44 protein-coding genes are annotated in these 23,427 nt (G+C 71.0%); 38 read left to right on the forward strand and 6 right to left on the reverse strand.

What is annotated here, in order from left to right:
• Positions 1-44 precede the first annotated feature (44 nt).
• The 22 genes from BS75_RS29185 to BS75_RS29290 all read left to right on the forward strand — a co-directional run bounded on the left by BS75_RS29185 (position 45) and on the right by BS75_RS29290 (position 12,094).
• The gene (locus BS75_RS29185) at positions 45-395 is read left to right on the forward strand and encodes a helix-turn-helix domain-containing protein (RefSeq protein WP_152645577.1); all 351 of its coding nucleotides are present in this window, start codon (positions 45-47) and stop codon (positions 393-395) included.
• A gap of 354 nt (positions 396-749) precedes the next feature.
• Positions 750-1,181 carry a hypothetical protein gene (locus BS75_RS29195; protein WP_034090394.1) on the forward strand — a complete coding sequence of 144 codons (432 nt, stop codon included), beginning with the start codon at positions 750-752 and terminating at the stop codon, positions 1,179-1,181.
• A complete protein-coding gene (locus BS75_RS29200) occupies positions 1,178-1,570 on the forward strand; it encodes a hypothetical protein (RefSeq protein ID WP_034090395.1) in 393 nt (130 codons plus the stop codon). Before BS75_RS29195 ends, BS75_RS29200 begins: the two co-directional genes overlap by 4 nt.
• A complete protein-coding gene (locus BS75_RS44890) occupies positions 1,567-2,967 on the forward strand; it encodes an AAA family ATPase (RefSeq protein WP_052069772.1) in 1,401 nt (466 codons plus the stop codon). Before BS75_RS29200 ends, BS75_RS44890 begins: the two co-directional genes overlap by 4 nt.
• Complete coding sequence (locus BS75_RS29210; protein ID WP_034090396.1) at positions 2,964-3,515, forward strand: hypothetical protein; 552 nt, start codon at positions 2,964-2,966, stop codon at positions 3,513-3,515. Before BS75_RS44890 ends, BS75_RS29210 begins: the two co-directional genes overlap by 4 nt.
• Before the next feature lie 72 nt (positions 3,516-3,587).
• Positions 3,588-3,836, forward strand: a complete 249-nt coding sequence (locus tag BS75_RS29215; protein ID WP_034090397.1) for a hypothetical protein — start codon at positions 3,588-3,590, stop codon at positions 3,834-3,836.
• Positions 3,833-4,261 carry a hypothetical protein gene (locus BS75_RS29220; RefSeq protein WP_034090398.1) on the forward strand — a complete coding sequence of 143 codons (429 nt, stop codon included), beginning with the start codon at positions 3,833-3,835 and terminating at the stop codon, positions 4,259-4,261. Before BS75_RS29215 ends, BS75_RS29220 begins: the two co-directional genes overlap by 4 nt.
• Before the next feature lie 89 nt (positions 4,262-4,350).
• Positions 4,351-5,136 carry a hypothetical protein gene (locus BS75_RS29225; protein ID WP_034090399.1) on the forward strand — a complete coding sequence of 262 codons (786 nt, stop codon included), beginning with the start codon at positions 4,351-4,353 and terminating at the stop codon, positions 5,134-5,136.
• A complete protein-coding gene (locus tag BS75_RS29230; RefSeq protein ID WP_034090400.1) occupies positions 5,133-5,327 on the forward strand; it encodes a hypothetical protein in 195 nt (64 codons plus the stop codon). Before BS75_RS29225 ends, BS75_RS29230 begins: the two co-directional genes overlap by 4 nt.
• Positions 5,327-5,653 carry a hypothetical protein gene (locus tag BS75_RS29235; protein WP_034090401.1) on the forward strand — a complete coding sequence of 109 codons (327 nt, stop codon included), beginning with the start codon at positions 5,327-5,329 and terminating at the stop codon, positions 5,651-5,653. Before BS75_RS29230 ends, BS75_RS29235 begins: the two co-directional genes overlap by 1 nt.
• A gap of 94 nt (positions 5,654-5,747) precedes the next feature.
• Positions 5,748-6,740 (forward strand): hypothetical protein, encoded by a 993-nt coding sequence (locus BS75_RS44895; protein WP_052069773.1) that lies wholly within the window; start codon positions 5,748-5,750, stop codon positions 6,738-6,740.
• On the forward strand, positions 6,737-7,423 hold the full coding sequence (locus BS75_RS44900) for a hypothetical protein (protein ID WP_052069774.1): 687 nt from the start codon (positions 6,737-6,739) through the stop codon (positions 7,421-7,423). The genes BS75_RS44895 and BS75_RS44900 overlap by 4 nt, the downstream gene beginning before the upstream one ends.
• Complete coding sequence (locus tag BS75_RS29250) at positions 7,420-7,644, forward strand: zinc finger domain-containing protein (protein ID WP_034090402.1); 225 nt, start codon at positions 7,420-7,422, stop codon at positions 7,642-7,644. The genes BS75_RS44900 and BS75_RS29250 overlap by 4 nt, the downstream gene beginning before the upstream one ends.
• Positions 7,644-7,961 carry a hypothetical protein gene (locus tag BS75_RS29255; protein WP_034090403.1) on the forward strand — a complete coding sequence of 106 codons (318 nt, stop codon included), beginning with the start codon at positions 7,644-7,646 and terminating at the stop codon, positions 7,959-7,961. The genes BS75_RS29250 and BS75_RS29255 overlap by 1 nt, the downstream gene beginning before the upstream one ends.
• Positions 7,958-8,218: a hypothetical protein gene (locus tag BS75_RS29260; protein WP_034090404.1), complete on the forward strand. Its 261-nt coding sequence runs from the start codon at positions 7,958-7,960 to the stop codon at positions 8,216-8,218. The genes BS75_RS29255 and BS75_RS29260 overlap by 4 nt, the downstream gene beginning before the upstream one ends.
• 104 nt (positions 8,219-8,322) lie before the next feature.
• Positions 8,323-8,811, forward strand: coding sequence for a helix-turn-helix transcriptional regulator (locus tag BS75_RS47010; RefSeq protein ID WP_052440016.1), 489 nt, complete (start codon positions 8,323-8,325; stop codon positions 8,809-8,811).
• Positions 8,808-9,137 (forward strand): hypothetical protein, encoded by a 330-nt coding sequence (locus BS75_RS48585; RefSeq protein ID WP_034090405.1) that lies wholly within the window; start codon positions 8,808-8,810, stop codon positions 9,135-9,137. The genes BS75_RS47010 and BS75_RS48585 overlap by 4 nt, the downstream gene beginning before the upstream one ends.
• A gap of 37 nt (positions 9,138-9,174) precedes the next feature.
• Entirely contained in the window at positions 9,175-10,467 is a 1,293-nt protein-coding gene (locus BS75_RS29275; RefSeq protein WP_034090406.1) for a hypothetical protein, read from the forward strand.
• A complete protein-coding gene (locus BS75_RS29280; RefSeq protein ID WP_034090407.1) occupies positions 10,464-10,679 on the forward strand; it encodes a hypothetical protein in 216 nt (71 codons plus the stop codon). The genes BS75_RS29275 and BS75_RS29280 overlap by 4 nt, the downstream gene beginning before the upstream one ends.
• Positions 10,676-10,846, forward strand: a complete 171-nt coding sequence (locus tag BS75_RS48590; RefSeq protein ID WP_156164300.1) for a hypothetical protein — start codon at positions 10,676-10,678, stop codon at positions 10,844-10,846. The genes BS75_RS29280 and BS75_RS48590 overlap by 4 nt, the downstream gene beginning before the upstream one ends.
• 94 nt (positions 10,847-10,940) lie before the next feature.
• Positions 10,941-11,756, forward strand: coding sequence for a hypothetical protein (locus BS75_RS29285; protein ID WP_042436553.1), 816 nt, complete (start codon positions 10,941-10,943; stop codon positions 11,754-11,756).
• Complete coding sequence (locus tag BS75_RS29290; RefSeq protein ID WP_034090408.1) at positions 11,753-12,094, forward strand: hypothetical protein; 342 nt, start codon at positions 11,753-11,755, stop codon at positions 12,092-12,094. Before BS75_RS29285 ends, BS75_RS29290 begins: the two co-directional genes overlap by 4 nt.
• A gap of 258 nt (positions 12,095-12,352) precedes the next feature.
• Here BS75_RS29290 and BS75_RS29295 read toward each other — a convergent pair whose 3' ends face one another.
• A complete protein-coding gene (locus tag BS75_RS29295; protein WP_034090409.1) occupies positions 12,353-12,547 on the reverse strand; it encodes a hypothetical protein in 195 nt (64 codons plus the stop codon).
• Between the two features lie 99 nt (positions 12,548-12,646).
• On the opposite strand from BS75_RS29295, the gene BS75_RS29300 reads away from it, so the two are divergent.
• From BS75_RS29300 to BS75_RS29325, 6 genes are all read left to right on the forward strand, one after another.
• Positions 12,647-12,988 carry a DUF6011 domain-containing protein gene (locus tag BS75_RS29300; RefSeq protein ID WP_034090410.1) on the forward strand — a complete coding sequence of 114 codons (342 nt, stop codon included), beginning with the start codon at positions 12,647-12,649 and terminating at the stop codon, positions 12,986-12,988.
• 15 nt (positions 12,989-13,003) lie between these two features.
• On the forward strand, positions 13,004-13,300 hold the full coding sequence (locus tag BS75_RS29305; RefSeq protein ID WP_034090411.1) for a hypothetical protein: 297 nt from the start codon (positions 13,004-13,006) through the stop codon (positions 13,298-13,300).
• Between the two features lie 85 nt (positions 13,301-13,385).
• Positions 13,386-13,700: a hypothetical protein gene (locus BS75_RS44910; protein ID WP_052069776.1), complete on the forward strand. Its 315-nt coding sequence runs from the start codon at positions 13,386-13,388 to the stop codon at positions 13,698-13,700.
• 43 nt (positions 13,701-13,743) lie between these two features.
• Positions 13,744-14,148 carry a hypothetical protein gene (locus tag BS75_RS29315; protein ID WP_034090412.1) on the forward strand — a complete coding sequence of 135 codons (405 nt, stop codon included), beginning with the start codon at positions 13,744-13,746 and terminating at the stop codon, positions 14,146-14,148.
• A gap of 70 nt (positions 14,149-14,218) precedes the next feature.
• Positions 14,219-14,626, forward strand: coding sequence for a hypothetical protein (locus tag BS75_RS29320; protein WP_034090413.1), 408 nt, complete (start codon positions 14,219-14,221; stop codon positions 14,624-14,626).
• Between the two features lie 30 nt (positions 14,627-14,656).
• On the forward strand, positions 14,657-14,911 hold the full coding sequence (locus BS75_RS29325; RefSeq protein WP_034090414.1) for a hypothetical protein: 255 nt from the start codon (positions 14,657-14,659) through the stop codon (positions 14,909-14,911).
• Positions 14,912-15,038: 127 nt separating this feature from the next.
• On the opposite strand, the gene BS75_RS29330 is transcribed toward BS75_RS29325, so the two are convergent.
• A complete protein-coding gene (locus BS75_RS29330; protein ID WP_034090415.1) occupies positions 15,039-15,332 on the reverse strand; it encodes a hypothetical protein in 294 nt (97 codons plus the stop codon).
• A 92-nt stretch (positions 15,333-15,424) separates the two neighbouring features.
• On the opposite strand from BS75_RS29330, the gene BS75_RS48595 reads away from it, so the two are divergent.
• Together BS75_RS48595 and BS75_RS48600 are read left to right on the forward strand one after the other, a co-directional pair.
• Complete coding sequence (locus BS75_RS48595; RefSeq protein ID WP_156164301.1) at positions 15,425-15,571, forward strand: DUF6011 domain-containing protein; 147 nt, start codon at positions 15,425-15,427, stop codon at positions 15,569-15,571.
• Between the two features lie 130 nt (positions 15,572-15,701).
• On the forward strand, positions 15,702-15,863 hold the full coding sequence (locus BS75_RS48600; protein ID WP_156164302.1) for a hypothetical protein: 162 nt from the start codon (positions 15,702-15,704) through the stop codon (positions 15,861-15,863).
• Positions 15,864-16,070: 207 nt separating this feature from the next.
• Here the strand turns inward: BS75_RS48600 and BS75_RS29335 are convergent, their stop codons facing one another.
• The 3 genes from BS75_RS29335 to BS75_RS29340 all read right to left on the reverse strand — a co-directional run bounded on the left by BS75_RS29335 (position 16,071) and on the right by BS75_RS29340 (position 17,226).
• Positions 16,071-16,292: a hypothetical protein gene (locus BS75_RS29335; RefSeq protein WP_231607918.1), complete on the reverse strand. Its 222-nt coding sequence runs from the start codon at positions 16,290-16,292 to the stop codon at positions 16,071-16,073.
• Between the two features lie 50 nt (positions 16,293-16,342).
• A complete protein-coding gene (locus BS75_RS48605; protein WP_152645578.1) occupies positions 16,343-16,729 on the reverse strand; it encodes a hypothetical protein in 387 nt (128 codons plus the stop codon).
• A gap of 245 nt (positions 16,730-16,974) precedes the next feature.
• A complete protein-coding gene (locus BS75_RS29340; protein ID WP_231607919.1) occupies positions 16,975-17,226 on the reverse strand; it encodes a hypothetical protein in 252 nt (83 codons plus the stop codon).
• 216 nt (positions 17,227-17,442) lie between these two features.
• On the opposite strand from BS75_RS29340, the gene BS75_RS29345 reads away from it, so the two are divergent.
• From BS75_RS29345 to BS75_RS29370, 6 genes are all read left to right on the forward strand, one after another.
• A complete protein-coding gene (locus tag BS75_RS29345) occupies positions 17,443-18,291 on the forward strand; it encodes a DUF2637 domain-containing protein (RefSeq protein ID WP_081982692.1) in 849 nt (282 codons plus the stop codon).
• Positions 18,288-18,476, forward strand: a complete 189-nt coding sequence (locus BS75_RS29350; RefSeq protein ID WP_152645579.1) for a hypothetical protein — start codon at positions 18,288-18,290, stop codon at positions 18,474-18,476. The genes BS75_RS29345 and BS75_RS29350 overlap by 4 nt, the downstream gene beginning before the upstream one ends.
• A complete protein-coding gene (locus BS75_RS29355) occupies positions 18,473-18,925 on the forward strand; it encodes a hypothetical protein (protein ID WP_152645580.1) in 453 nt (150 codons plus the stop codon). Before BS75_RS29350 ends, BS75_RS29355 begins: the two co-directional genes overlap by 4 nt.
• Positions 18,922-19,452, forward strand: a complete 531-nt coding sequence (locus tag BS75_RS29360; RefSeq protein WP_034090418.1) for a hypothetical protein — start codon at positions 18,922-18,924, stop codon at positions 19,450-19,452. Before BS75_RS29355 ends, BS75_RS29360 begins: the two co-directional genes overlap by 4 nt.
• Positions 19,449-20,039, forward strand: coding sequence for a hypothetical protein (locus tag BS75_RS29365; RefSeq protein ID WP_034090419.1), 591 nt, complete (start codon positions 19,449-19,451; stop codon positions 20,037-20,039). Before BS75_RS29360 ends, BS75_RS29365 begins: the two co-directional genes overlap by 4 nt.
• Before the next feature lie 129 nt (positions 20,040-20,168).
• On the forward strand, positions 20,169-20,384 hold the full coding sequence (locus BS75_RS29370) for a hypothetical protein (protein ID WP_034094005.1): 216 nt from the start codon (positions 20,169-20,171) through the stop codon (positions 20,382-20,384).
• A gap of 362 nt (positions 20,385-20,746) precedes the next feature.
• Here BS75_RS29370 and BS75_RS29375 read toward each other — a convergent pair whose 3' ends face one another.
• Positions 20,747-21,136, reverse strand: a complete 390-nt coding sequence (locus BS75_RS29375) for a hypothetical protein (RefSeq protein ID WP_034090420.1) — start codon at positions 21,134-21,136, stop codon at positions 20,747-20,749.
• Between the two features lie 471 nt (positions 21,137-21,607).
• Between BS75_RS29375 and BS75_RS29380 the strand changes: the two genes are divergently transcribed.
• Together BS75_RS29380 and BS75_RS29385 are read left to right on the forward strand one after the other, a co-directional pair.
• Entirely contained in the window at positions 21,608-22,495 is an 888-nt protein-coding gene (locus BS75_RS29380; protein WP_042436576.1) for a hypothetical protein, read from the forward strand.
• Positions 22,496-22,701: 206 nt separating this feature from the next.
• On the forward strand, positions 22,702-23,421 hold the full coding sequence (locus tag BS75_RS29385) for a DNA-methyltransferase (protein ID WP_034090422.1): 720 nt from the start codon (positions 22,702-22,704) through the stop codon (positions 23,419-23,421).
• Positions 23,422-23,427 lie beyond the last annotated feature (6 nt).

The following is a 23,427-nucleotide window of genomic DNA, read 5'->3' on the forward strand; positions in this document are numbered from 1 at the left end:
TATCCACATCTCGGCGTCAGGATTCCTAGACAGGTTGTCTCAAGTTGGCTATCGTCGTCAGCATCGAGAGACGAACCGTCTCCGATGGAGAGACGCATGGAGCGACGTTGAGAATCCCGTATAGCCTGCGCGATCCGGACCTTATGCGCCGGATCATGGAGCATCCCGGCCGGGGGACCGCGTACAGCACTCGATCGCTCGCCACTGCTGCAGGAGTTTCGCCCAGCATCATTGGCCACCTGCTGTCCGGTCGGCGCGCGGACGCCAACGTGGATCACGCCCACCGCATCGCGGAGGCCCTCGGCGTCGCGGTGCTCGTGCTCTTCATGCCCTCAGCGTCTCCAAAATCTGACGTTTCTCACGAAAATCTTGACACTCTCAAGGAGGACATGTGACCGCGACCATGCGTGGCCGCGCGCCGAAGGGCTGCGTCTGGCTCCCGGAGGCGGCCGTACAGCTTGGTATTGAGCCGAGCACGCTCCGCAAGTGGCGTGTCCGCCGAGTCGGCCCCGAGAGCTTCAAGCACGCCGGTCGGGTCTGCTACGAGCAGGCGGCGATCGACGGGTACCTCGCCGCCTGCAAGGCGGCTGACTCCCGAAGCAACCGGGCGCTGTCACCTACGGCTCGACCGAAGCGCCCCCATCTCCCCGCGGTGCCGAGCCGCGCGGCCTGAGACACAAGCGGGCCGCCCCGGTGCAACGGAGCGACCCATGCCACACCCCACCCCTGACCTGCGAGAGGAGTAGGCCGTGACGATCACCCAGCCTACCGACAGCACCACCCCCAGGAACGCGCTCACCGCAGCCCAGACCCTGGTCCAGTTCTTGACCGACCACCCGGAGCTCCAGGGCCAGCCGATGGACTGGCGGCCCCGGCCGGACGGCCAACTGCAGATGTCGGTGCGGTACATGCACGTCGACAGTGCGCGCCTGGCGGCCGAGATCGCCACCTGCCTCGACGCGACGGTGGACAAGCACCCCGTCGGCGACTCGATCGGCTTCTACGTGCGCGGCTCGATCGGCGAGACGGCCGTCAGCTTGTCGGCCTACCTGCCGAAGGACCCGTTCGCCGAGTTCACCGCGAACCACGCCCGTGACCCGCTGGCCTGGTCCGAGGAGGAGCGCGTCGAGTACGCGGCCCTGTCGGCTGCCGTGCAGGCCGTGACGGCGGTGGCGGCATGACGGTCACCGCGACGATCGGCGCCGACCACCTCGCGGTCCGGTTGCGCACCGACGACCTGATCCCCGCCGTGCTGGACATGCTGGCCGACGCCTACGGCGACGACCCCGAGACCATCGGCCAGCTCCTCATCGACCTCGCCGCCGCCCAGGCACACCTCTCCTCGGTGCAGCACGACCAGGAGCGTCGGGACCTGCCCGAGTGGATGGTCACCCACGCCGCTGAGGTCGTCGACAAGTACCGCGAGGAGCTCGCGGAGGCCGCGATCACCGAGCACGCCGAGTCGACGCTCAACTACCGCGAGGCCCTCGCGCTCGCCGACGGCCTGACCGGCGCGGCCGCGCAGACCCTCACCGCCCGCCTCATCGACGCCCCCTGGAGGGCAGCTTGAGCACCTTCGCTTTCAGCCCGGCGACCCGTGAGCAGGCTCGCGCTCGCATCGGGCTCCAGGGGCCCGCCGGGTCCGGCAAGACCAAGAGCAGCCTGCGGATCGCCGAGGGTCTCGCGCAGGGTGGACTGATCGGCGTGATCGACACCGAGCGCGGATCCGCTCTCACTTACGCCCCGGTGCCCGGCAAGCCCGAGCTCGGCGGTCACGTCTTCGGTCACATGCCGATGGACAACCACGACCCGCGCAACCTGATCGAGGCGGTCCACGTCGCCGAGCAGGCCAGCCTCGCCGTCCTCATCGTGGACAGCTGGTCCCACTTCTGGAACGGCAAGGGCGGCCTGCTGGCGATCGTGGATGAGGCCGGCCGCAAGCCCGGTGCCGGCGGATCCTTCGGCGGCTGGCGCGACGGCAACCCCATCGAGCAGGCCATGCTCGACGCGCTGCTGAACTTCTCGGGCCACGTCATCGTCACCATGCGCACCAAGGGTGACTACGCGATCGAGGGCAAGAAGGTCACCAAGCTCGGCGTCAAGGCCGTGCAGCGCGAAGGCGCGGAGTACGAGCTCGGCCTGATCCTGGACATGGTCGAGGGCACCGGAACCGTCACCAAAACGCGGTACGAGCCACTGGAGGGGCTGACTGTCCATCACCCGGGCGAGGAGCTCGCTGCGGTGATCCTGGAGCAGCTCGGCCACGGCATCGATCCGGTGCAGCCGATCGTGGACGAGCTCACCGCTGCTGGCCTGACGTACGCGTCGGCGCTGAGCCTGTACGCCCGTGCCGGTCAGCGTGGTCTGCACAGCGCGTTGGTTGCGCACCCGGTCAGCAAGGAGCGGCTGCAGCTCGGGAAGCTAATCAAGGAGTACGGCTCTGCTCTGAAGCCTGGGGCTGTCGCCCCGACGCGGCCGGAACGGGCGTCAGCGCGCATCGCAGCTGAACCCACCGACGCCGAGCTGTACGCCGCGCTTCAGTCTGGGCATCCGGATGTAGAAGACAGCGCGGCGGACATGCTCGCGGGTCGTGGTCGCCTGCCGCTCCCCGCAGCACGCCCACGGCAACTCCCCTACGGGTCACGGCCTTCGGCGCATCCCGCCAGTGCGCCGCCGGAGCACGACTACGTGGCCGACGCCGTCAACGCGCTCGACGCGGATGCCGTCGAGCACGTGTGGAACCTGGCCAGCGCGGCTGGGGCCGGACAGGACACGCTCGATCAGATCTCTCAGCTTGGCTGGGACAAGGCCCGGGCCGCGATGGAGCGCGCCGCCGACGACATCGCACTGCCGCTGGCCGAACTGGCCGAGGCTTTCAAGGGCACCTTCAACATGCCCATCGCGCACGGCAGCGTCGCGGCGTTCCAGGAGATGACGACCAACCTGCGCCGGAGCGCCGCCGCATGAGCGAGACGCTGATGGACCTGGCCCTGCGCGAGGCCGCGTTGAAGGCCGAGCTCGCGGCGGTTCAACTGCACGTCACAGCGGCCAAGGCCCGCTACGAGGCCGCGCGCGGCCGGGTCCAGGCCGCGATGGACGACGAGACGCAGCGAGGCGTGACCGCGTTCGGCGCGGTGATGCCCAGCGGCCAGGTCGTCGCCAAGGTCGTGCTGACGAACCCCGACCCAGCGCCGCGGATCACCGACGAGCGGGCATGGATCGACTGGGTCCGCGACACCTACCCGACCGTGCACACCACCCGCTTCGTGCGGGAGGTCAGCCCTGCATGGCAGAGCGGGCTGTTCAAGGCCATGCAGAAGTCGGGCAAGGCGATCGATCCGGCGACCGGGGAGATCGTTCCCGGTGTCGAGATCCCGGACGAGCGTCAGCGCGGGCACCGGCTGACGTTCACCGCCGACGGCGAGGACGCCATCACGCAGGCATTTCGCGCTGGCCTGATGACGCCCGACGTGCTGCCCGCTCTCCTGGCGCCGCCGGAGTCGGACGAGGCGTAGCCATCGCCCCGGGGCCGCCCCGCGCGGGCGGCCCCAACCCCCAATCCACGCACCGCACTCAGGGAGACTCCCGTGTTCGGACGCAAGACCACCAAGATCACCACGCTGACGCGTCGCGTCGAGTCGCTGGAGATGGCGCTCATCGACGCTCGCCAGGACGTCGGCACCGCGCAGATCAACCAGCGTCGCGCCCTCGACAGCGTCCAGGAGCTGTACGGCGAGGTCGCGGAGCTGGAGTCGCAGCTCCAGGCGGCCCGCAACCTCAACGCCCGGCTCAACGCCCGCCGTCCGCAGACCGCCTTCGCCGGGGGTGTGCGATGAGCGCCACCCTGCTGTGGAGCCGCCCCACGGGCGCCCACCGCCGCACTGCCGCCTCGTGGGAGCGCTTGACCGGCGCGCTGGCCACTGCCACCGAGGCCGCGGTCACGCTCACCCGGCAGCTCGCCAAGGAGCGCGAGCAGCGCGCCCTGGCCGACGACCTCATGGCGCGGCTCGTCGAACAGCGCCTCGCGGCCGAGGCCCGCGCCACCACCGCCGAGCAGGCCCTCGCCGCCGAGCAGGCGCGTGCCAGCCGCGCCGGCCAGATCATCGAGGACCTCCGCCGCCAGCTCGACCGCCCCGACGGCCAATCGGAGACGACGGAGATCCCGATGCCGCTCGTCCTCCCGCTGTGGGAGAGCGCCGCCCGCCGCGACACCACCCCGGCACCGTCCGCTGCCCGGCCGTCCTGGGCGAGGGCGTCATGACCACCCGGCAGGCGCGCGGCACGCACGTTCCACTACCGACGTCCACCCCCGGTCACCCCCGTAACTGCAACTGCCTCCCGTGCTGCGACGTGGCCGCGAGCTGGGTGCGCCAGCGTCGCCGCCGGATCGCCTACGGCACCTGGCAGCCCTTCGTCGATGCCGCCCCGTCCCGGGCCCACATCGAGGACGTCCACGACAGCGGGATCGCCTACCGGCAGATCGCCCGGCTCGCGGGGGTCACCCTGTGGGACCTCAACCAGATCCGTGCCGGTCGTCTCCGGGTCAGGCCGACGACAGAGGCCGCGATCCTCGCCGTCTCGCCGAACCCGCAGCGACTGGAGCCGAAGGCGTTCCTGCCGGCCCTGGGCAAACAGCGCAGGATCCAGGGGATGCGGGCCATCGGATGGCCGAACCCGGAACTCTCGCGCCGGTCCAAGCGGAGCCTGGACTCGCTGTCCCGGATCCTCTCATCGCCGTTCGTCTGGGCATCGACGCATCTCGCGATCGTGGACGTCTACGACGACCTCCACGACCAAGACCCAGCCGCACACGGAGTGAAGCCGTGGATCGTCCGGCGCGGCATCAACTACGCCCAGGCACAAGGGTGGGCGGTCCCGACAGCGTGGACGGACATCGACTCGGACGAGGCTCCCAACCCGAGGATTCGGACGCCCCGCTACGCGTCCACCGCGTCGCAGTACGGCCAGCAGGAGCTGATCGACGAGACGCTCACCCTCGCACTAGACGGCGCGACCCGCGCCGAGATCGCCGAGCGCCTCGGAATCACCTGGGACGCCATCGGTCAGGCCCACCGCCGCGCGGAGAAGCCGCTGCCAATCCGCCTGCAGATCGAGGCGTTGGAGGCAGCGGGGTGACCGGGCAGCCGCCGCTCCTGGACTGGCGCAACTCGGCCCACTGGTCCGGGCAGCCGCTCCCGTGCCGGCACTGCGGCGGTCTCACGCACCTGCGGACGACCAAGCGGCGCCCGGCCCACAAGGTCTGCGCCGTGGCCGCCCTCGCCGCCCAGAGCGCGCAGCTCGCTGACCGCTACCTGAACGGAACCTGATGCCTGAACAGCCCGAACTCGCAGCCCTACGCACTGCCCTGGAGCAGCGCCTCGACCGCTCCAACCGCATCATCGACCCCTGGCACGAAGGGTGGAGCGAGAGCAGCGAGCAGGCCGCGCTCGTGGACCTGGCCGGCGCCGCCCGCGCCTACCTCGCCCTCCAGGACGCGCTGCCCATCGCCGACACACCGCTCAGCCGCGCGCTCGACCTCGCGGACTCCGAGACCAGCGGGATCCAGACCTTCAGCCGCCTGATGCTCCTCGACGGCGCTGTGCGCCGTCACCTCGCTGAACTCGGTGAGCCCGTCCGCCGCCAGGGGGACTGATCCGTGCCGTCCACCGCCCGGCCGCCGCCGTGCGTCTCCCGGCAGCCCTGCGCCCTCCCCGGCCGCTGACCCCACCACGTAGGAGCACCGCACGATGCCATGGTTCGCAGTCGACGACGGGTTCGACAACCACCCGAAGATCCGCAAGGCGGGCAACGCCGCCGCCGGGCTCTTCTGCCGCCTGGGTGCCTACGCCGCGCGGCATACCACCGAGGGCCACGTCCCCGGACCCGTGGCCCGCGACTACGGCACCCCCGCCCAGTTCCGCAAGCTCGCCGGCCTCGGGATGCTCCACGTCCGGGGCCACGAGTGCCCGCGGTGCGAGCAGCCCGAAGCGGGCGACTGGGTCATCCACGACTACCTGCTCTACAACCGGTCGAAGGACGAGGTCGAGCAGGCCCGCGAAGCAGGAGCTGAGCGCCAGCGCAGGCGCCGCGCACGCCTCGCCGAAGAACGGGCCTCGATCAAAACCGCGACCCCAACCGGGGTCCCGACCGAGACCTCAGGTGAGACCCCAGACGTGACCCCGACTGAGACCTCAGGTGAGACCCCGGATTGCGACAACATCCGCAGGTCAGAGCCAACTGTCACGCCGGACTTCGCTGAAGAACGCGCGCGGCTAGCCCCTCCCCTCCCCTCCCTACCTCCTACGGAGGTAGGGAATGCAAGCAAGCTCGCGCCCCCGGCACGCGGCGTCCCGGACGTCGTTCGGCCGCTCCAGGAAGCCCTGGCCGCGCACCCGGAGCTGGCCGGCACCGCGTGGAACGTGCGCCGAGCCAGCGACTGGGAACGCATCCGCCGAACCATGGTCCGCGTCGGCGTGCGCGCCATGGTCGCCCACGCCCTGGCAGCCGCCCGAATGCGCTCAGCACCCGCCCACGTCACCGCGTGGCTGCCCGGCTGGGAATCCCTGGCCAACGAGCAACCCGCCGCCGAGCAGGGCGCGTTCCTGCTGGCCATCCCTGGCGGCGGCGCAGGCGCCGCCCGACCGTCCACCACTGACCAGCGCGTCGGCCAGGCCCTCGCCCTCGCCGCGCAACTCCGCGCCCAGGAAGCCCAGGAAGCCCAGGAAGCAGGCACAGCATGACCCCGTCCCAGATCGCTGAACTCCTCGGCATGTGCAGCGCGTTCGACCGCCGGACCGTCGGCGCCATGGACGTCACGGCCTGGCACCGAGTCCTCGGCGACATCGACGCCACCGATGCCCAGCAGGCCGTCGCCGACCACTACAGCGACACCCGCGACTGGATCATGCCCGCCGACATCCGACGCCGCGTCAAGGCCCTCCGCGCCGGCCGCCTCGCCGCCGCCCACCCGGTCTACGACGGCCGCCCGGACGAGACCGGCGCCCAGTCCGCCGCGGCAATCCGCGCCCTGGCTGCCGACGCCGCGGCCGGACGGCTCCCGGCCCGACCGATCCGCGCCGCGCTGGAGTCCGGCAGTGCCGTGCCATCGCCGCGGCTCGCCGCCGAGCTCGCCGCCGTCGGCCAGACTCCCGGCGGCCAGCCCGAGATCGGCGTGAACGTCCTCTCGGTGCCCTGCCAGCAGTGCGCCGCCCCGGCCGGCCGGTCCTGCCGGAACCGCCGCCGCACCGCGCGTGCCGAGGTCCACCCCTGGCGCCTCGACGACGCCCGCCGAGCCGCCAGCAGCCTGCCGCCCGTGTCCCGCGAGGACGTCGAGGCCGAGCAGGCCCGCCGCCGCGAGGCATCCCGCCAGGCCACTGCCGCCACCAGCACCGCGGCCGCGCTCGCGCCGGGGGTGGCCGAGTGACCCGCCGCCCGTACGTCCCCGCCGAGGCCCGCGCCGCCCTGGCCGCCGCCCTCCCCGCCTACGGCACCGCCAAGGTCGACCAGCCCCAGCGCGAGGTCGAATGCCCGAAGTGCAAGGCGCAGCCCGGCCGCCCGTGCACGGCGCCCACCACCCGTCCGCTGTCCGGCACCCACGGCTCCCGCCTGGAGGCCTGGACCGCGCAGCAGGGAGGGCAACGCTGATGCCCGCTGACCTCGGTACCTGCCAGCACTGCCACCAGCCCGTCCGATGGACCATCACCGCAGCCCGCAAGCGCCAGGCGCTCAACCCCGAGCCCGACAACGAGGGCAACGTCGTGGCCTACCGCGACGGCCTCGGCACCTGGCGCTCCCGAGTCCCGACCACCGACCTCCCGCAGGCCGGCCACGAACGCCGGTACATGCCCCACGCCGCGACCTGCCTCCAGCAGCCCCGCACGGTCACCCAGTCCCGGCTTCCGGACGGCGTGGTCTCCCTCGCCGCCCGCCGCCGACAGCGCCGAGCAGGTGGTCGGCGGTGAGGCGCTGGCGAGACCTCACGCAACAGCTCGGCGCCGCGCTCAACGGCCGTGCCCAGCACGACGCGCACTGGATCGCGGTCGAACAGGCCTGGCAGCGCAAGCAGGCCCTGGCCGCCGCCCGGTGCCGGGTCGCCGCGATGGACGACTGGGCGGTTCGCATCGAGCTCACCCGGATCGTCGTCGCGACCGTCGCCATGGAACGCGCCGAACGCGCCAACCATCAACGCGCCAACCCGACACCGCCAGCGATCACCTAACGGCCGAACGCACCACCGAGCCTCCCGAGGTGTCAACCAGCCACCGCAGGCCCGCACAGCGCCACACGGCCACTCTCCAGCCCCGCCCACACCCAGGACACGACATGCCCAGCCGAACACCACCCACCCCAGGAAGCCCCCTCGCCCGGACTGAGCGACTCGTCCTTGCCGGCATCGCCCGCGGCCGAACCAACCCCCAGATCGCCAGAGACCTGCACCTCAGCGTTCACACCGTCCGGAGCTGCATCACCACGACCGCAGCCCGACTCGACTGCCCCAGCACCCGGGTGTCTGTCGTCGTCGAGGCCTACCGCCAGAGCGTTCTAGCCGACCTACCTGCCGAGCCGCGCCCGACAGTCGACCTGCAGCAGCGCGAACACGATCTCCTCGAAGACATCGCAGTCAACCTGACCGCACGTCAGATCGGGCGACGCCGCTACATGTCCGAGGACGCCGTCAAGTGCGCCCTCCACCGAATGTTCCGCCGACTCGGCGCCCACAGCCGCGAGCACGCCATCGCCCTGGCCGTCCAACACGGCCACCTCACTCTCACCCTCATCACGACCACCGACCAGGCCGGAGCAGCCGCATGACCCCGACCAGCCTCGCCCAGCAGCTCGCCACCGCACTCGACGACGCCAACCTCACCGCCATAGCCCCCGCCGGCCACACCGCCGTCCGCCAGCTCCTCGACGCGGTCCGGGCCGAGCTCACCACTGCCACGGACGCGGACGCCGTCGTCCTGGCCGTCGTCCTCCTTGCCGACGAGGTCCGCCGGGCCCGCCGCCGCCACGCCGGCACCGTCGCCCAGTGCCGCAACGAGCATCAGCTCGCCCAGGCCCTCGCCGCCGAGTGCGAGCAGCTGCGCGCAGAGCTCGCGAACGCCTGCGCCGGGCGCACCTTCGGCGCCGCCGCGTGACCGCCACCACCATCCCCGACAACCCGGAGCAGCCCCAGTGAACCGCGACCTCTTCGCCTTCCTCACCGCCAACACCGCCAGCGGACGCTTCGTGACTCCCTCACAAGCCCTGGCACTCGACAGCTCCCTGGACCGTCTGACCGGCCAGAACCGCGCACTGCAGGAGCAGTTGGCCACCGACCGAGAGGTCATGGCCCGAGCCCTGAAGCAGCAAGAGCGAGACCAGGCGGTGCACGGCAGCATCATCAAGGAGGCTCAGCGACAGGACCGGCGCGCCAACCTCCTCGCGACCGCCCTCGACGACGTGCTCCGCACCTTCACGGACGCTAAACCCGATGCTTGGTACGGGAAGCAGCTTCGGAGCTGGTACGTCAAGGAGCAGCAGCTCGACGACTGGCGCGCGCTGCTGCCCGCCTCCAAGAACCGCAGCGGCTGGCGCACCGACCTCATGGCGCGCAGCCAGTACGACCGCGAGGTCCAGAAGGCCCGGGACAGCGCGGACTACGCGCAGAAGCGCAGCAACCACCTGGTCGATGTCGGGGAGCAGCACGCGACGGAGCTCCTCCTCCGCGCCCAGGCCGAGCAGCAGCTCCGCGCCGTCACCGCCGAGCGTGACCAGCTCGCCGCGCGCCTACGCGACATCCAGCCCGAGCGTGAGCGCTCCGCCGAGGCCCTCGGCCGCGCCTACCGACGGGCCCAGGCCGCGGGCGAAGAGCGTGAGCGCGCCGAGCGCCGCGCGGAGAGCACCATCGCGGAGGCCCGCCGGCAGGCCGTTCGCGCCGACGCCGCCGAGGCCCGCGCGGAGGCTGCAGAGGCTCAGCGACAGCCGTCCCCCACCTCCATTCCCCTCATCGAGCACCTGACCCAGTTCAGCCAGACCCACCAGCGCATCGCCGGTCTCGAAGCGGAGCTCTTCCAGGCCCGCCGGGAGCTCGCGGCTCGGCGCCCACTGGACGAGTCCTGGCCACATGCGCCGCAGCACGTCCACCCGGCGCCCGAACCACAGGTCAGCACTCCGCCGCTGGTGGACCAGCCGGACGCTCTCCGCCGAGGCGTAGTCCGCTTCCCGGACCTCAGCCCGCTCTGCAACACCCCCTTCCCGGCATTCGACTTGGTGCGGAATGGGGAACGACCCGTCATCACGCAGCGCGCCCCGCGCGCCGGTGACCGCGTCCAGCTCACCTACGAGGCCGAGCTCGTCGCCCAGGTCGATACCTGGGGTCGGCGGCGCGTTCGCTGGAGCGACGGTGAGCAGCAGGTCCCCGCTTACGTGCGCGTCGGATCGCTGCCCGCCCACGCCACGGTGACGGTCCTGGACGGTGGCCGATGAACCGCGCCATCGCCGTCGGCGACACCCTGCTCGGCCCCTGCGCCGGCATCTTCGGCAGCGCCGCCGAACAGCCCCGCGTCGTCGAGGCCATCGGACCGGACTGGGCAGTCGTCCGCCGACACGCCCACGGCCAGGACTACATCGAGCTGGCCCGAGGCGAGATCAACCTCACCGCGCTCCGCCGCCACCGCGCCCCGGGGGTCGACCGGTGAACCGACTCAAGATCGCGACCGCATGGGTTCAGGGAGCGACCGCTGGATTCCTGATCGGCGCGAGCATCGACCAGCCCCAGGTGTGGCCCCTGGCCATCAGCATCAGCGCCGCCGAACTCGCGATGCTCTGCGGACTACTGGCCGCCGCTGGCCGGCCCCGCTCCTGACCCGAACCCTGTGGGGCGCGCCCGCCCGGCCAGAGCATCCGGCGCGCCCCCACGGCAGTGATCACCGTACCCCGCCTGACCAGGGAGAACCACAGTGAACACCGCCGACACCCGCGCCAACCTCCGCATCATCCGCCAGTACTGGGGAGACCTCATGGCAGCCCTCGACGCCGACCCGCAGCCCGTATGGCCGCCGCAACGCCTCACCACCGAGATGTGGGCCCGCCGCGACGCCGAGGCCGCCGCCGAGCGCGCCGAGCGCAACAGCGACGCGCTCGGCGACTCCCCGGCACCGCTCAACCTCGACGCCGCCCAGGCCGTCGAGGACATCACCACCGCGGTCCTCGCCCTGGCCGACCAGGTCGCCGCCGCCACCCAGCGCCCCGCAATCCAGCCCCCGCACGTCCACGACGGCACCCCGGGCGGCGCCCGGTTCGCCGCGGACCTGCGCGCCGCCGCCGACCTCGACCGGACCGACCCCCGCCGCTGGCACTACAACGCCAGTTGGGCAAACGGCGTCCACTGGGCCTGCGTCTACATCGATGGCCGTGTGGCCGGCGACGACCTCGACGACGGCCTCTTCGGTCCGCTCTCCGAGCACCTGCTTCGTGAAGTCGCCGTCTTCGCCGACAACAGCGCCCGCCAGCTCCTGCGCGTCCTGGGCATCGGCACCCGCTCCACCGTCATCCCCGACCGCCCCTGCCCCTGGTGCGGTGCCGAACTCCGGATGCACCAGCCCATCGACGAGCCCCCGACGGTGACCTGCTCGACCGGGCCGTCCTGCACCGCGCCCGTCGGCCAGGACGACCGCGGGCGCCGCGTCTGGGCCTGGCACGACCTCGCACAACTCGCCCACGCCCTCGACGCCGCCGAGCGCCGCCACACCACCACCGAAGGAAACGCAGCGTGAACCTCACCCAGAAGACCGCCCGCCGGATCGCCACCGCCGCCACGGCCGCCGGCCTCACCGTCAGCCTCGCGGCCTGCGGCGGCATCACCCACGGCACCATCACCGGCAAGGAGTACCGGCCCGCCCACCAGTACATCGAGATGGAGCCGATCTACGGCACCCACTGCTCCGGCTACGGCAAGAACTTCTCCTGCAGCACCGTCATCACCGGCTGGATCCCGGAGACCATGACCTCCCCGGAGTGCTACCGGCTCGACCTCCGCGCTGGGCAGAAGACCGGATCGGTGTGTGTCGCTGCGTCCGACTACGCCACCGCGCACATCGGCGGCACCTGGTGACCGGGCTCTGGCTGCCCGGCGACGTCGTTACCAGCAACGAGCTCAAGCTGCCCGGACACGACATGCCGCAGCGCTACCGGGACATGCAGCGCACCGACTATCAGTGCTGGGTCAACATCGCGCTCGCCCGGGACTACTGGACCGCCATGGACAGGGCCTTGATCGACTCAGTCGCGCCACCGATGACGTGGGAGCACGCGGAGGAACTCTGGGACCGGGCGGTCGCTGACAAGGGTGACGGGTGGCAGGCCGGGTGGCCTACTGCTTCGCCCAGTCCTCAATGGCGGGCCGCTCGGGCAGTTCGGCACCAGGGCGGTGCAGGAACCAGGCGACCAGTTCCTTGAGCTTGGTGCCCCGGTCGCTGCCCTGGCTGGCAGCGGCGGCCAGCAGGTCGGCCCAGTCCTCGTCGGAAAACCGGACGCTGCGGTGCTGGGACTTCGGGGCGTTCGGCATATCCGCAGGGTAGCGCGGTGGCCGGGTGTGCGTACACCTAGCGGGCGTACGTACACCCGGGCTAGGGTGTACGTACACCACTTCGCGTCGGGGGACCCAATGACCGCTGCCACTCAGCACCGCTGCCTCCGCTGCGGACGCACCCTCCGCTCCACCGACAGCATCGCCCGGGGCTACGGCCGCACCTGCCGCGCCAAGGTCACCGCTGCCGCGAAGGCCAAGGCCGCCAGTCAGTTCAAGCCCGCGACGGTCGCCAAGGCCCAGGAGCTCATCGAGCTCGGCGGCCTGGTCGCCATACAGCCCCGGGTCTTCCGCGTCGTCTCCAGCGACGGCGCCGGCCACTACCTCACCGCACCCGAAGCCTGCACCTGCGCGGCCGGCCTTCGGGGACTGCACGTCTGCTACCACCGCGCAGCCGCCGCCATCATGCTCGCCGCCTGACTGGAGATCACCAATATGCCCAGCACCGACTTCAAGCCTGGACAGTGCATCACCGTCGCTGACGGCTCCCTCCAGGTCGTCGCAAAGATGGTCCAGCTGCCCGGCGAACCGCTGCGCATCGAGGTCGAGGACGGCCCTGCATGGCTGGCCTCCGAGTGCGAGCTCGCCCCGGCTCCGGTCGGCTTCGGCCAGGTCCGCTGCGAGGACCACGCCGGTGCGCACACCGAGAGCTCTGGCTGCGCCTGGCCCCACTACATCGGCCCGAGCGGCGCTGAGCCGCGAGTGGGACACCCGTACCGCAGCTGCGACTGATCGCCGGTCGGCTGCGCGTCTCGCACGCGCAGCCCATCAGGCACTCAGCCGACGCCCCCGCTCGCCAACCATCAGGAGCAGCAACATGGCCACTGGCCCCGAGCACTACCGCGAAGCTGAATCCCGACTGCGCATGGCCTGGGAGGACGGCCGCGAGCCGGAGAACATCGCCCACCTCGTTGCCGAAGCGCAGGTCCACGCGACGCTGGCGCTCACCGCCGCGACCGTCATGCACGCCGTCACGCAGGGTGACGCCGTCAACTACAACCACGTCGAGTGGGCGGAGTGGGACAGCGCTACCAAGGCGACCAGCTACGCCGTTGTCGACCGGTGCAAGGACTGCGGTGTCCCGCGCGCCGGCGGCCGAATCCTGCACGCCACCAGCTGCCTGTCCGGCTGAACTCGCCAACCATCAACCCGCCAACCACAACCAGGAGCAGCCCATGCCCACCACACCCGACAACTACCCGCACACCGAGCAGGACGCCCTCATCGCCGCCGCCCTGGACCGCGCCCAAGCCGAATACGCCCCCGAAGGCGACCCGCAGGCCGACGCCTGGGCCGAACGCGCCGACGACCGCCTGGCCGTCGCCGCCCGCGACCTGGTCCACGCCATCGACGCGCTGCCAGCAGACCAGCAGCCCCGCGACTGGATCGTCAGCCGCAAGCCGAAGCCGCTCGCCGGAGTCCCGAGCGCACCCCGGGCCGAGCGGGCGCCGAACGGCAAGTGGCGCGCCCGCTGGCGCGAGGGAAGAACCACACGACAGCTCGGCGGCTTCACCAGCCGGCACGAGGCTCTGGACTACGCCGTCAGCCTCGCGGCCGAGTCGCGCCGCCAGCAGCACTGAGCACCCACCCACCGGGGCGGTGCCGCATCCGCCGGCACCGCCCCGGCCAACCGACGCCCTGGAGAGCACGATGCCCGACCTCATACCGGCCGACGTCGCCGAGCAGATCAAGACCGAGGTGATCCGCAAGCCGGGCGCGATCCACGCTCCGCACCATGCGCCGCTCTTCGGCCCCCGCTGCCAGCGCTGCCCGCCGGCCGTCTGCTCACCCTGCGAGAACACCCGACTCGACGGCCGCTGGAACTACCACGGGCAGTGCACCGGCCTCTCCTGGCCGACCTACGCCGAGTCGCACATCTGGTGGACCGACCGCGACCGGATCGACGACGTAGACCGGTGGGTCGACGGTCCTTGGCAGCTGTGGCTCAAGCCGCGCACCTGCGAATGCGGCTGCGACCCGGCTGCGGTCCGCGCCGAACAGGCCGCATCCCGCGAGCGCGCCCGGCGACTCACCGTCCTGCAACCCGCTCTGTTCTGACCAGCCCTATTCATCGTCCGAAGGATCAACGTGTCCGACCTGCCCCGCACGACGGCCATCGGCCGCACCTACCTGGTCCGGTTCGCCCAGGCCGTCATCCACGTCTACCGCGACCCCGCGCGCCCCGGCGCTGGCGTCAGCAGACCCGCCCTCGACCGGCTCCTCACCGACGGCCTGGTCGGCCTCGGCGAGTACGAGCCGACGCGAGGCCGCGCTGTCCTGCTGACCGACCTCGGCCGCGCCGTCCTTGCCGCCATCCCGAGCCACCTGGGCGACCAGCCGTGACCCGGCAGCCCGCGCAACCGCCGATCCCCGGCACACAGCCCCTCGTGGCCGACCGCCGGATCGTGCGCTGCGCGGGCTGCGGCCGAATGCGAGGTGCAGCGCCTGCTGCTTCGGCGGCTCGCCCCCGTTACTCGGCGTCAGGCTTGCTCGGAACCCTACGGTTCGCCGCCCGCTGCTCTTGGTTTCTCTTTCGTTCGGCCTTCTCTTCCAGCACGGCGCGCTTCTCAACAGCCTTCACGGACGGCCCGTACAGCCACCACTGCTTCGCGATGATGATGATCCACAAGGCGACAAGGGCAACGAACCACCAGGTGATCGCGAAGTGGCCGTGGGACTTGAGCAGGCTTTCGATGGTGTTCGCGGCGGTGAAGCCGACGCCCCAGGCGAGGCTCTGCAGCGTCTTGCGTGCGCGTATGGACATGTGGGAACTCTAGAGTTCGGCCATGTCTTCGGCCAGTGAGGTCCGATAGCGGTGGAAGTGCCGCTGATCAGCGCAAATATGCTGTAAGGATCATGAATTGCGTGCGCTGCGCGGGCTGCGGCCGGGAACTCACCGACGCCGAGTCCCGGCTGTACGGCCGCGGCGAGAAGTGCCGCGGCCACACCCCGGCGCTGCCGCGAGGCTGGGACATCGAGCAGGAAGCACTCCCCGGGACCTGATCGCCATGTCAGATGCAAATAACTGATGCCGCGTCAGTATCAGGAATCGATACCTTCCCGCATCACCCCACTGCCCCGTACGGTCGATCTATGCCCCACCAGACGATCAGATGAAGGGAGGTGGAAGAGCATGACGAGCAAGCAGAAGGGCCTCGTGGTCCTGGGCGTGCTGCTGCTGGCCGAGGCGTTCCTCGGCAATGCGGTCAGCAAGACGGCGAAGGCCGTCGGCGTCTCCGGCGCGTGGCTGTCGGTCGGCGGCCTGGCCGCCGGCGCGATCGTGGCAGCGCTGTAGCTGGATCGCCCGGCTCCGCCACTGGCGGAGCCGGGCACTTCTGCGCCGGCACCCGGGGATCCAGCGGAACGCCAACGGCTGCCATGGAGCGGCAGTACGGTGGCATTCCCCGCATCGAGGAGGCACCATGCGCAGCCGCGACTTCATCTGGGATGTCACGCACAACACCATCTGGGACTGACGGCGCCCGTCTCTCGCGGGCGCACCTCACAGCGTCCAGTCCTCCGGGCCGCCGCCACGCCACGCCACCAGCTCGGGGTCGAGCGGGTCCAGGTCCTCCAGGCCGACGCGGCGCGCGAACTCGACGACGTCCGCCAGGCTGTAGGCGTGCCCGGCCGGGACGTGCCCGATCTCGACACGCCGGTACGGCGGCGTGCCGGCGACCAGGCCGTGGACGACGATCGGCGGATCGGTCGGCATCTCGTGCATGCCACCAGGGTGTGCCCGCTCCTGCCGGGCCGCCACCGGAGCGTAAGACCCTACGTGCCCGTCGTGACGCCCAACGCCTGCAGCCGGGCATCCAGAGATGCCAGTTCGGCGTTTGCGCTGTCGAGGAGGCTGGTCATGTCGCTGAGCTCGTCTAGGCCCTGCCCGGCCACCAGGTCCTCGCAGTGCGGGACCGTGTTCTGCAACGTCTCCACGAGCGACTCCCACGCCTGAGCCGATGGGGTGTCCAGCGGCTCAGGCGCCGCATTGCCAAGGTCATGCGACAGGCCTGCGCAGTCTGCATTCATCGCCTGCAATGCCGGTCCGGGCGGAGTCGCGCCGCCTGACGTCCCCGATGCGTCACTCACCAGGGAGGACGTGTCGTTCGCCAATGCGAGCGTGCTGGCCTGTCCGCCGAGCTTCGTCCACCAGACCGTCATCAGCGTTGTCGCGGTTGCTGCAGTCGTCGCGGTCGCTGGGGGCGGGGCCACTGCAGCGCTCGGGTTGGCCGAGGGTGTCGCAGACGACAACACGGACGCCGATGGGCTCGGACCGGGCCGCGCCACCGACGGTGCAGCGCCGCAACCCGACGCCGCAAGGACGGCTGCAGAAATTACTGTGACTACGAAGAACCGCACGGTGCCCCCTGTTCGAATGCGCCGATGCTAGTGCAGCCGTGCTCCAGCTACTCCTCCGGCTTTGAAAGGTCGGTCCGCCGGCCCTGCCGAGACTTCCGGTCGCGGAAGTAAGGCTCGGCGGCGTACCAGTCCACGGCCATCGACCGGCCGACCCTGACCACGGGCGGGAAGTCCGGATCGTCGCGGGAGAGCTGCGACACGCGCTGATGACTGATCGCGGGCACGACGTGCTCAGCCACCAGCCTCTTCGCCAGTTCACGGAACGACACCAAGTCTGGCCCCTTTCCAGCGTCGGCCATGGCTACCATCCTCCCTCACTTCATAGCCATATGGCTAGGAAGTGAGTACGCTCGATCCTGTCCCAAGAAGTTGGCCCCGGCCGGTGCTCCAACACCGTATGGCCGGGGCCAGTCCCGCCCACCAGCTATCACCTGGAAGGCCAGACAGTGCCTGATCGTACGGACCCACACCGCCCACGGCGATCCTTCCGCCTCGCATGGTTCCTCGTCGTCCTCATGATGCTCACCGCCGCCGCCTGGTCCATCTCCGGCCAGCTCACCCGCTGGGGCATGCCGCACTGGCTCGCCTACGGCCTCTCGCTGATGTTCGACGGCGCCGGACTGATCTGCGCCGAGTACGCGCGCCTCGCGGTCGAGCGCGGAACTCCGGCGGGCCTGCCGCGTCTCAGCATCCTGGCGTTCGCCAGCGTCTCCGGCCTGCTGAACTACAGCAGCGGGCACAGGTTCGGCGGCACAGTCGGCGGAGCAGCGTTCGCCAGCACCAGCTTCCTCGTCGAGCTGCTGTTCGAGCTGCACCGCCGCGACCTCCGCGACACCCAGCGCGTCGCCCGCGGCCTGGTCCCCGAACTGCTGCCCAGGATCCCGCTCGTCGCGTGGCTCCTCCACCCGCAGCAGTCGTTCGTCGCCCTCGACCGAGCGATCGGCGTGCGCCTCGCGCAGCTCGACCCCGTCCAGCACCCGACGATCATCGCCGTCGAGCGCGCGGACAGTTCGGCGGACAGGGCGGACGCGACTGTCCGCTCCGCTGTCCGCGCCGCCCTTGACACCCTCCCGGCCGGCACGAGCGCCGCCGACATCGCCGCGCACCTCACCGGCCTTGGCATCCCCACCAGCCCGGACACGGTCCGCTCGCTGTCCGGACAGCACGGCGGACAGCCGGACAGCGTTGTCCGGCTCCTGCCCGACGATGCCACCATCAGCGACGCCGTCCGCGCCCTGACAGCCCTCGGCGTCACCGATCCGGACAGCGTCCTCGCGGCTGTCCGGACAACCCACGGACAGGACGTCAACCCCGACACGGTCGCCCGGATCCTGCGCCGCGTGACCACTGGGGCTGCATCATGATGGCGCTCGTCTGGGCCTGGGCCACCGGCCTCGGGCTGCTCGGCGTGATCTCGGCCGTCACCGCGCACCGCCTTGACGACCCCCAGCGCCCGACCCGCGCCGCGCAGCGCGCGCACGCGGCCTTCGTCGCCTGGATCGTCCTCGGCGTGGCCGGCGGAGTGCTGTACCTGGTGGGTGGCCGGTGAGTACGTCTTTGATCCCGATGCCGCCGGCCTACGCGCCCACCGTGCACCTCGGCAAGGCGGCTCCGACACCAGCACCCGCTCAGGTGTCGGAGCCCGACGTCGAGCCCGCTACCGAGCCCGCCGACACCACCGGCCGGTCCTGGTCCGGCGTCCCGTGGCGCGTCGGCTACAACGCCTTCTGCCTCGGCGTCGCTCTCTTCCCCATCCCCGGGACCAGCGACTCTCTCACCGACGGCTGGCGAGCGGCCCTGCACGCCTGCGCCCACGAGCAAGGCGCATCCGCAGCGTTCGGCCTGGCCGTCCTTGGAACCGGCTTCTGGGTTCTCCTGGACCGCTACAGGGGCAGTTGGATCACCCGGGCCATGCTCTGGGCCGTCGCGCTGGGCATCGTCACCACCCCGGACGTGGTCCTCGGCCTGGTCCAACTCCTTACCGGAGCGACATCGTGACCATCACCGTCGGCGGGGCCCTGATCGGCCTCGTCCTGAGCGTCATCGTCATCTGGCCCTGGTGGCGGAAGAGCAGCGGCGGCGGGAAGAGCGACTTCAAGGGGAGTGCTGCAGCTGCCGGCCGGAACTGGAAGGGACTGCTGCCGTTCCTCGGCGCCCTGGCCCTCGGGATCGTCGTCGCCGTCAGCGTCGGTGGCCTCATCGGCGGTGCAGCCACGAAGGTCCGGGTCGGCAGCGACCAGCTCGGCGACGACGGACTGCACACCCTGACTGGTGCCGCCACCGAGACCGTCATCCACCCCGCGCTCCCGCATCTCCAGGCCGGGGCCGCCGTCGTCGTCCTCATCCTGCTGACCGTCGTCGTGTTGACGATTCGCAAGGGCAGCAAAGCGATGCGGCGCGACCTCGGGTTCGGCCTGATCGCCGGGATCACCCTCGGGCCGTCCGCCGCCGCCACCGGCCTCGCGACCACGTTTCTGCTGCCGATGGTCGACGGCGCCGGCGCGCACGTCATGAGCTGGCTGTGACCCGCCGTCAGCGCGCTGCCTCGCGAATCTCCCGGGGCAGCGTGCAGATCGGATGGCGGATCGCCTGCTGGCCGTGGGAGGAGAAGGCCTGGCGCGAGCGGGCCGGACGGCTTGCCGTCCAGGCCTTCGGCGGGTGGGCGGTGTGGCGGCTGGCCGAGGCGTACCCGGTCGTCCCTGAGGTCGCGCTCGGCTGGTGGCTGATCGCGGCCTACCGCGCCGCCGACGCCGAGGAAGACGAGAACGAGGCCGAGGCCGAGCAGCGCGAGCAGCACCAGGACCTCATCGTCGGCGCGCACACCATCGAGCAGCTCCGCGAGGCCCTCGCCGACACCGTCCGCGAGCTGGCCGGCGGAGCGACCGGTGCACACCTCGATGCGGTCATGGCCGACTGGCAGGAGCAGGGCCTCATCCGGCCCGGCCGGACGCTCACCGAGTTCCGCGCGTTCGTTGAGGGCCTCGGGGTCCGAGTCCGGGCCTCGCAGAAGGTCCGTGGTCTCAACCGCATGGGCATCCGCGTGAGCGACCTGCCGGCACCGCGCCGGGCCCCTCCCCCCGGCGGTGACGGGGACGGATACGTAGGCGGGTAGTTGCGCAGGTCAGGCCGTGAACTACCCGGTGGACTACCACCTGAACTACCGGTCGACTACCGGCCGGTTCCGATGCTCGGATGCGCTGCCAGACTGTGGCGGCGGCCGACAGCATGAGGGGAGATGACGATGGGTGATCTTGAGACGGTGCGGGTGCGGATTCTGCTGCTGGTCGGCGACCAGGCGGAGGTGACGGCTGACGCGGAGGACTCGGCCGAGCCCGAGCGGTACGACGCGGCGGTGATCGCAGAGGCGGTCGGGGTCGCGGCGGCGCAGCTCCCGGGGATGCGCCTGCTGGCGGACGTCGGCGCGGGGGACCGGTTGGTGAACTGGCGGTTGCCGTAGGCTGGTGGTGTCCTTCGGGGCGTTGTGGACCGGCGGGTTTGCGGCCTGGCCTCAGCTTGAGGCGGGGTGCCCCTCATGGGGTGGGCCTGCCGGTCCATTTGTGCGCCCGGTAGGGCGAGAACAGCAGCGCCGAAGGCGCTTCCTTGCGGCGGAGCCGCCGAGCCCCGCGAGCGAAGCGAGCTTGAGGGGGCTCGCCCCGGGCGCAGCCCGGGTAGGCCGCCCGCGCCGAAGGCGCTTAGGGGGCGGCCGACCAGCCGCGCCCGCAGGGCGCATGAGGGCTGGTCTCCCTTGTGCGCCGTAGGCGCTCCTTTACCGGCGCGGACCGGCCGCCCATGATCATCATGGGCGGCCGGCGAATCACATCACGCTTCCGGCTGCTCCGGCTTCTCCAGCCGCACCAGCCACTCCCCGAAGTCCAGCGCCGCGTCATCCGACGCCGCGATGCAGTGCGCGGCAGCGGCGATCAGGTGCTCATCCTCCGGCGACGCGAAGAACGCGCTCAGCATGCGGTCGGCGGCGATCCACAGCAGGCAGGCGTGCTCCATCTGGAACTGCTGCGGCTCCGGCATCGGCTGCTCCTCCGCCAGCTGCGCGGCACGGATCAGCGCCGCGCGCATCTCGCCGCTCTCGATCACGCCCGTGGGCAGCTGGACCGGCACGGGCAGCTCCAGCAGCAGCCGCCCCAGCAGGGCGTACGAGGCCAGCAGCTGCACCAGGACAAAGTGGAACTTGTGGTCGTTCTCGTCGGACATGGGTGTCCCCTTCTTGGCGTTGCGGCCGGTCGTCGGAGTTGCGGCTCCAACGGCGGTCGCGCCCCCGCGTGTTGCGGGGTGCGGGGTCAGGAGGCCATACGGGAGCGGGGGAGCAAAATCGCGGTGCGCGCCGCAGGCGCAGCGATTTTGACCTTGGCCCGGTGCGCGAGCGCAGCGAGCAGGGCCAAGGCGTCCGGCCGCTTGCGGCCGGATCGATGCCGGTGAACGCGCACGAAGTGCGCCCGGCATCGACCCCGGAGCGCGCGCCAGCGCGCGTAGGGGCGTCCCACGTGCACGTATGGCAGCCTGCCCCCCGCACCCCGCAAACCGTCCCGTGCTGCTCCCGACCCGACGCGCACCGACGCGCCCTGCTGCGCCCGACTCTCAAACCACAAGCGGTGAGCGACCTACCGGCCCCACAATGAGCAGTGAGACGCCGAGATGTACTCTGAGTGATCTAGTGAGCCGCCCATGCCTAAACGCCAGAAGCCCCTTCGTCACTGCATCTTCTGCGGCGAGGCCCGGGGAATGTCCCGCGAGCACCTGTGGCCTGACTACCTCTCCGACTACACATCGACCGGGGACAACAGCAGGACCACAGTCGGCATGGGCTTCACCCACGACGACAACGGCATCGCCCACATCCTGCCCATCGAGACTCGGGAGCGGCCCGGGAGCGCTCTGCAGTTCACGGTTCGCGAGATCTGCGAAGCATGCAACAACGGGTGGATGAGCGCGTTGGAGGAGCGATTGAAGCCCTTGCTGCTGGGGCTTATGCGCGCGGAGCGGATGGTCATCGACGCGAGCGAAGCTGCCCTGCTTGCGACTTGGGCGACGAAGACTGCCATGGTCAACGAGTACCTGAGCAGCCCCGGAGCCGATCCCACGCCCCAGCCGACGTGCACCGCCGAGATGAGACGCTTCCTCATGGATCGGCAACTGCCGCCACCGAACACGAAGGTCTGGGTCGCCCGGCACTTCGGCCGGCTGCACGTTGATGCCCGACGGGGACAACTCAGCATCGTGGAGCAGCCGAATCCTGCGTGGACCGGTGGCTACGAGGTGTCGGCTACGGCCCTCACGCTTGAGCAGATGACTCTCTTGGTGTGGGCTGCGGACTCGCCCCGTGCTGTTGCCGCCGCTCTTGATCCTGATGTGTGGCGCCCTATCTGGCCCAACATTCAAGGGCTCCGATGGCCGCCACCACGATCAGCGTCGGACGCGGACGTGGAGAACGTGGCCTACCGCGTGGGGGCCTGCTATCCGAAAGTCAACACCGTCTTGGTCCAGCGGGATGACATCGCCGCTAACATCCGCCGCGAGAAGGCCCTGAGCACATCGCCCGTTATCTCTTCGTGACATTCGGTCCGTGATGCTCTAGAGTCACATCTCGACGCGGCATGCCCGGAAACGGGCACCGCCCCTGACGCACCAGCAGCCCTGCACCCACCATGGTGCGGGGCTGTTCCGCGTTCCCGTGCCCTCAACGCTCAGCGGCCGACCTGGCCCATCCGAGCACCGACTCGCTCGCCCATCAGGCGCACGCGACCGCTCCGGAGGACACCATGACCGACTGGACCCTTCACCACGGCGACGCACTCACCACCCTGGCCACGATCGCCGACAACTCGATCGACGCCGTCATCACCGATCCGCCCTACAACAGCGGCGGACGCACCCCCAACGACCGCACCGGCCAAGGCTCCCGCGACAAGTACGTCAGCAGCGACGCCAAGCACGACCTGCCCGACTTCGAGGGCGAGACACGCGACCAGCGCGGCTACCTCGCCTGGATGAGCCTGGTCCTCGCCGAGTGCCGGCGTACCGCCGTCACGGGCGCACCCCTGCTGCTGTTCACCGACTGGCGGCAGCTCCCCGTCACCTCCGACGCCCTGCAGGCCGCCGGGTGGGTCTGGCGCGGCATCGTGCCCTGGAACAAGCCCATCGCCCGCCCCACGCCCGCCGGGTTCCGACGCTCCTGCGAGTACATCCTGTGGGCCACCAACGGACCCGTGGACGCCGCCAGGAACCCGATCTACCTGCCCGGCATCTTCACGGCCAGCCAGCCGCGCGGCAACAAGCGGCAGCACATCACACAGAAGCCCGACGAGCTCATGGACGAGCTGGTCCGGATTTGCGCGCCGGGGGGGACCGTACTCGACCCGTTCGCCGGCTCCGGATCGACCGGTGTCGCCGCAGTCGCGTCGGGCCGCCAGTTCGTGGGCGTCGAGCTCTCGCCCAAGTACGCCAAGGTGGCGCGCGGCCGACTGTCGCTCGCAGCCTGAAGCACC

This window comes from Streptacidiphilus albus JL83, from assembly GCF_000744705.1.
In the GTDB taxonomy this organism is placed as follows: Bacteria; Actinomycetota; Actinomycetes; order Streptomycetales; family Streptomycetaceae; genus Streptacidiphilus; species Streptacidiphilus albus.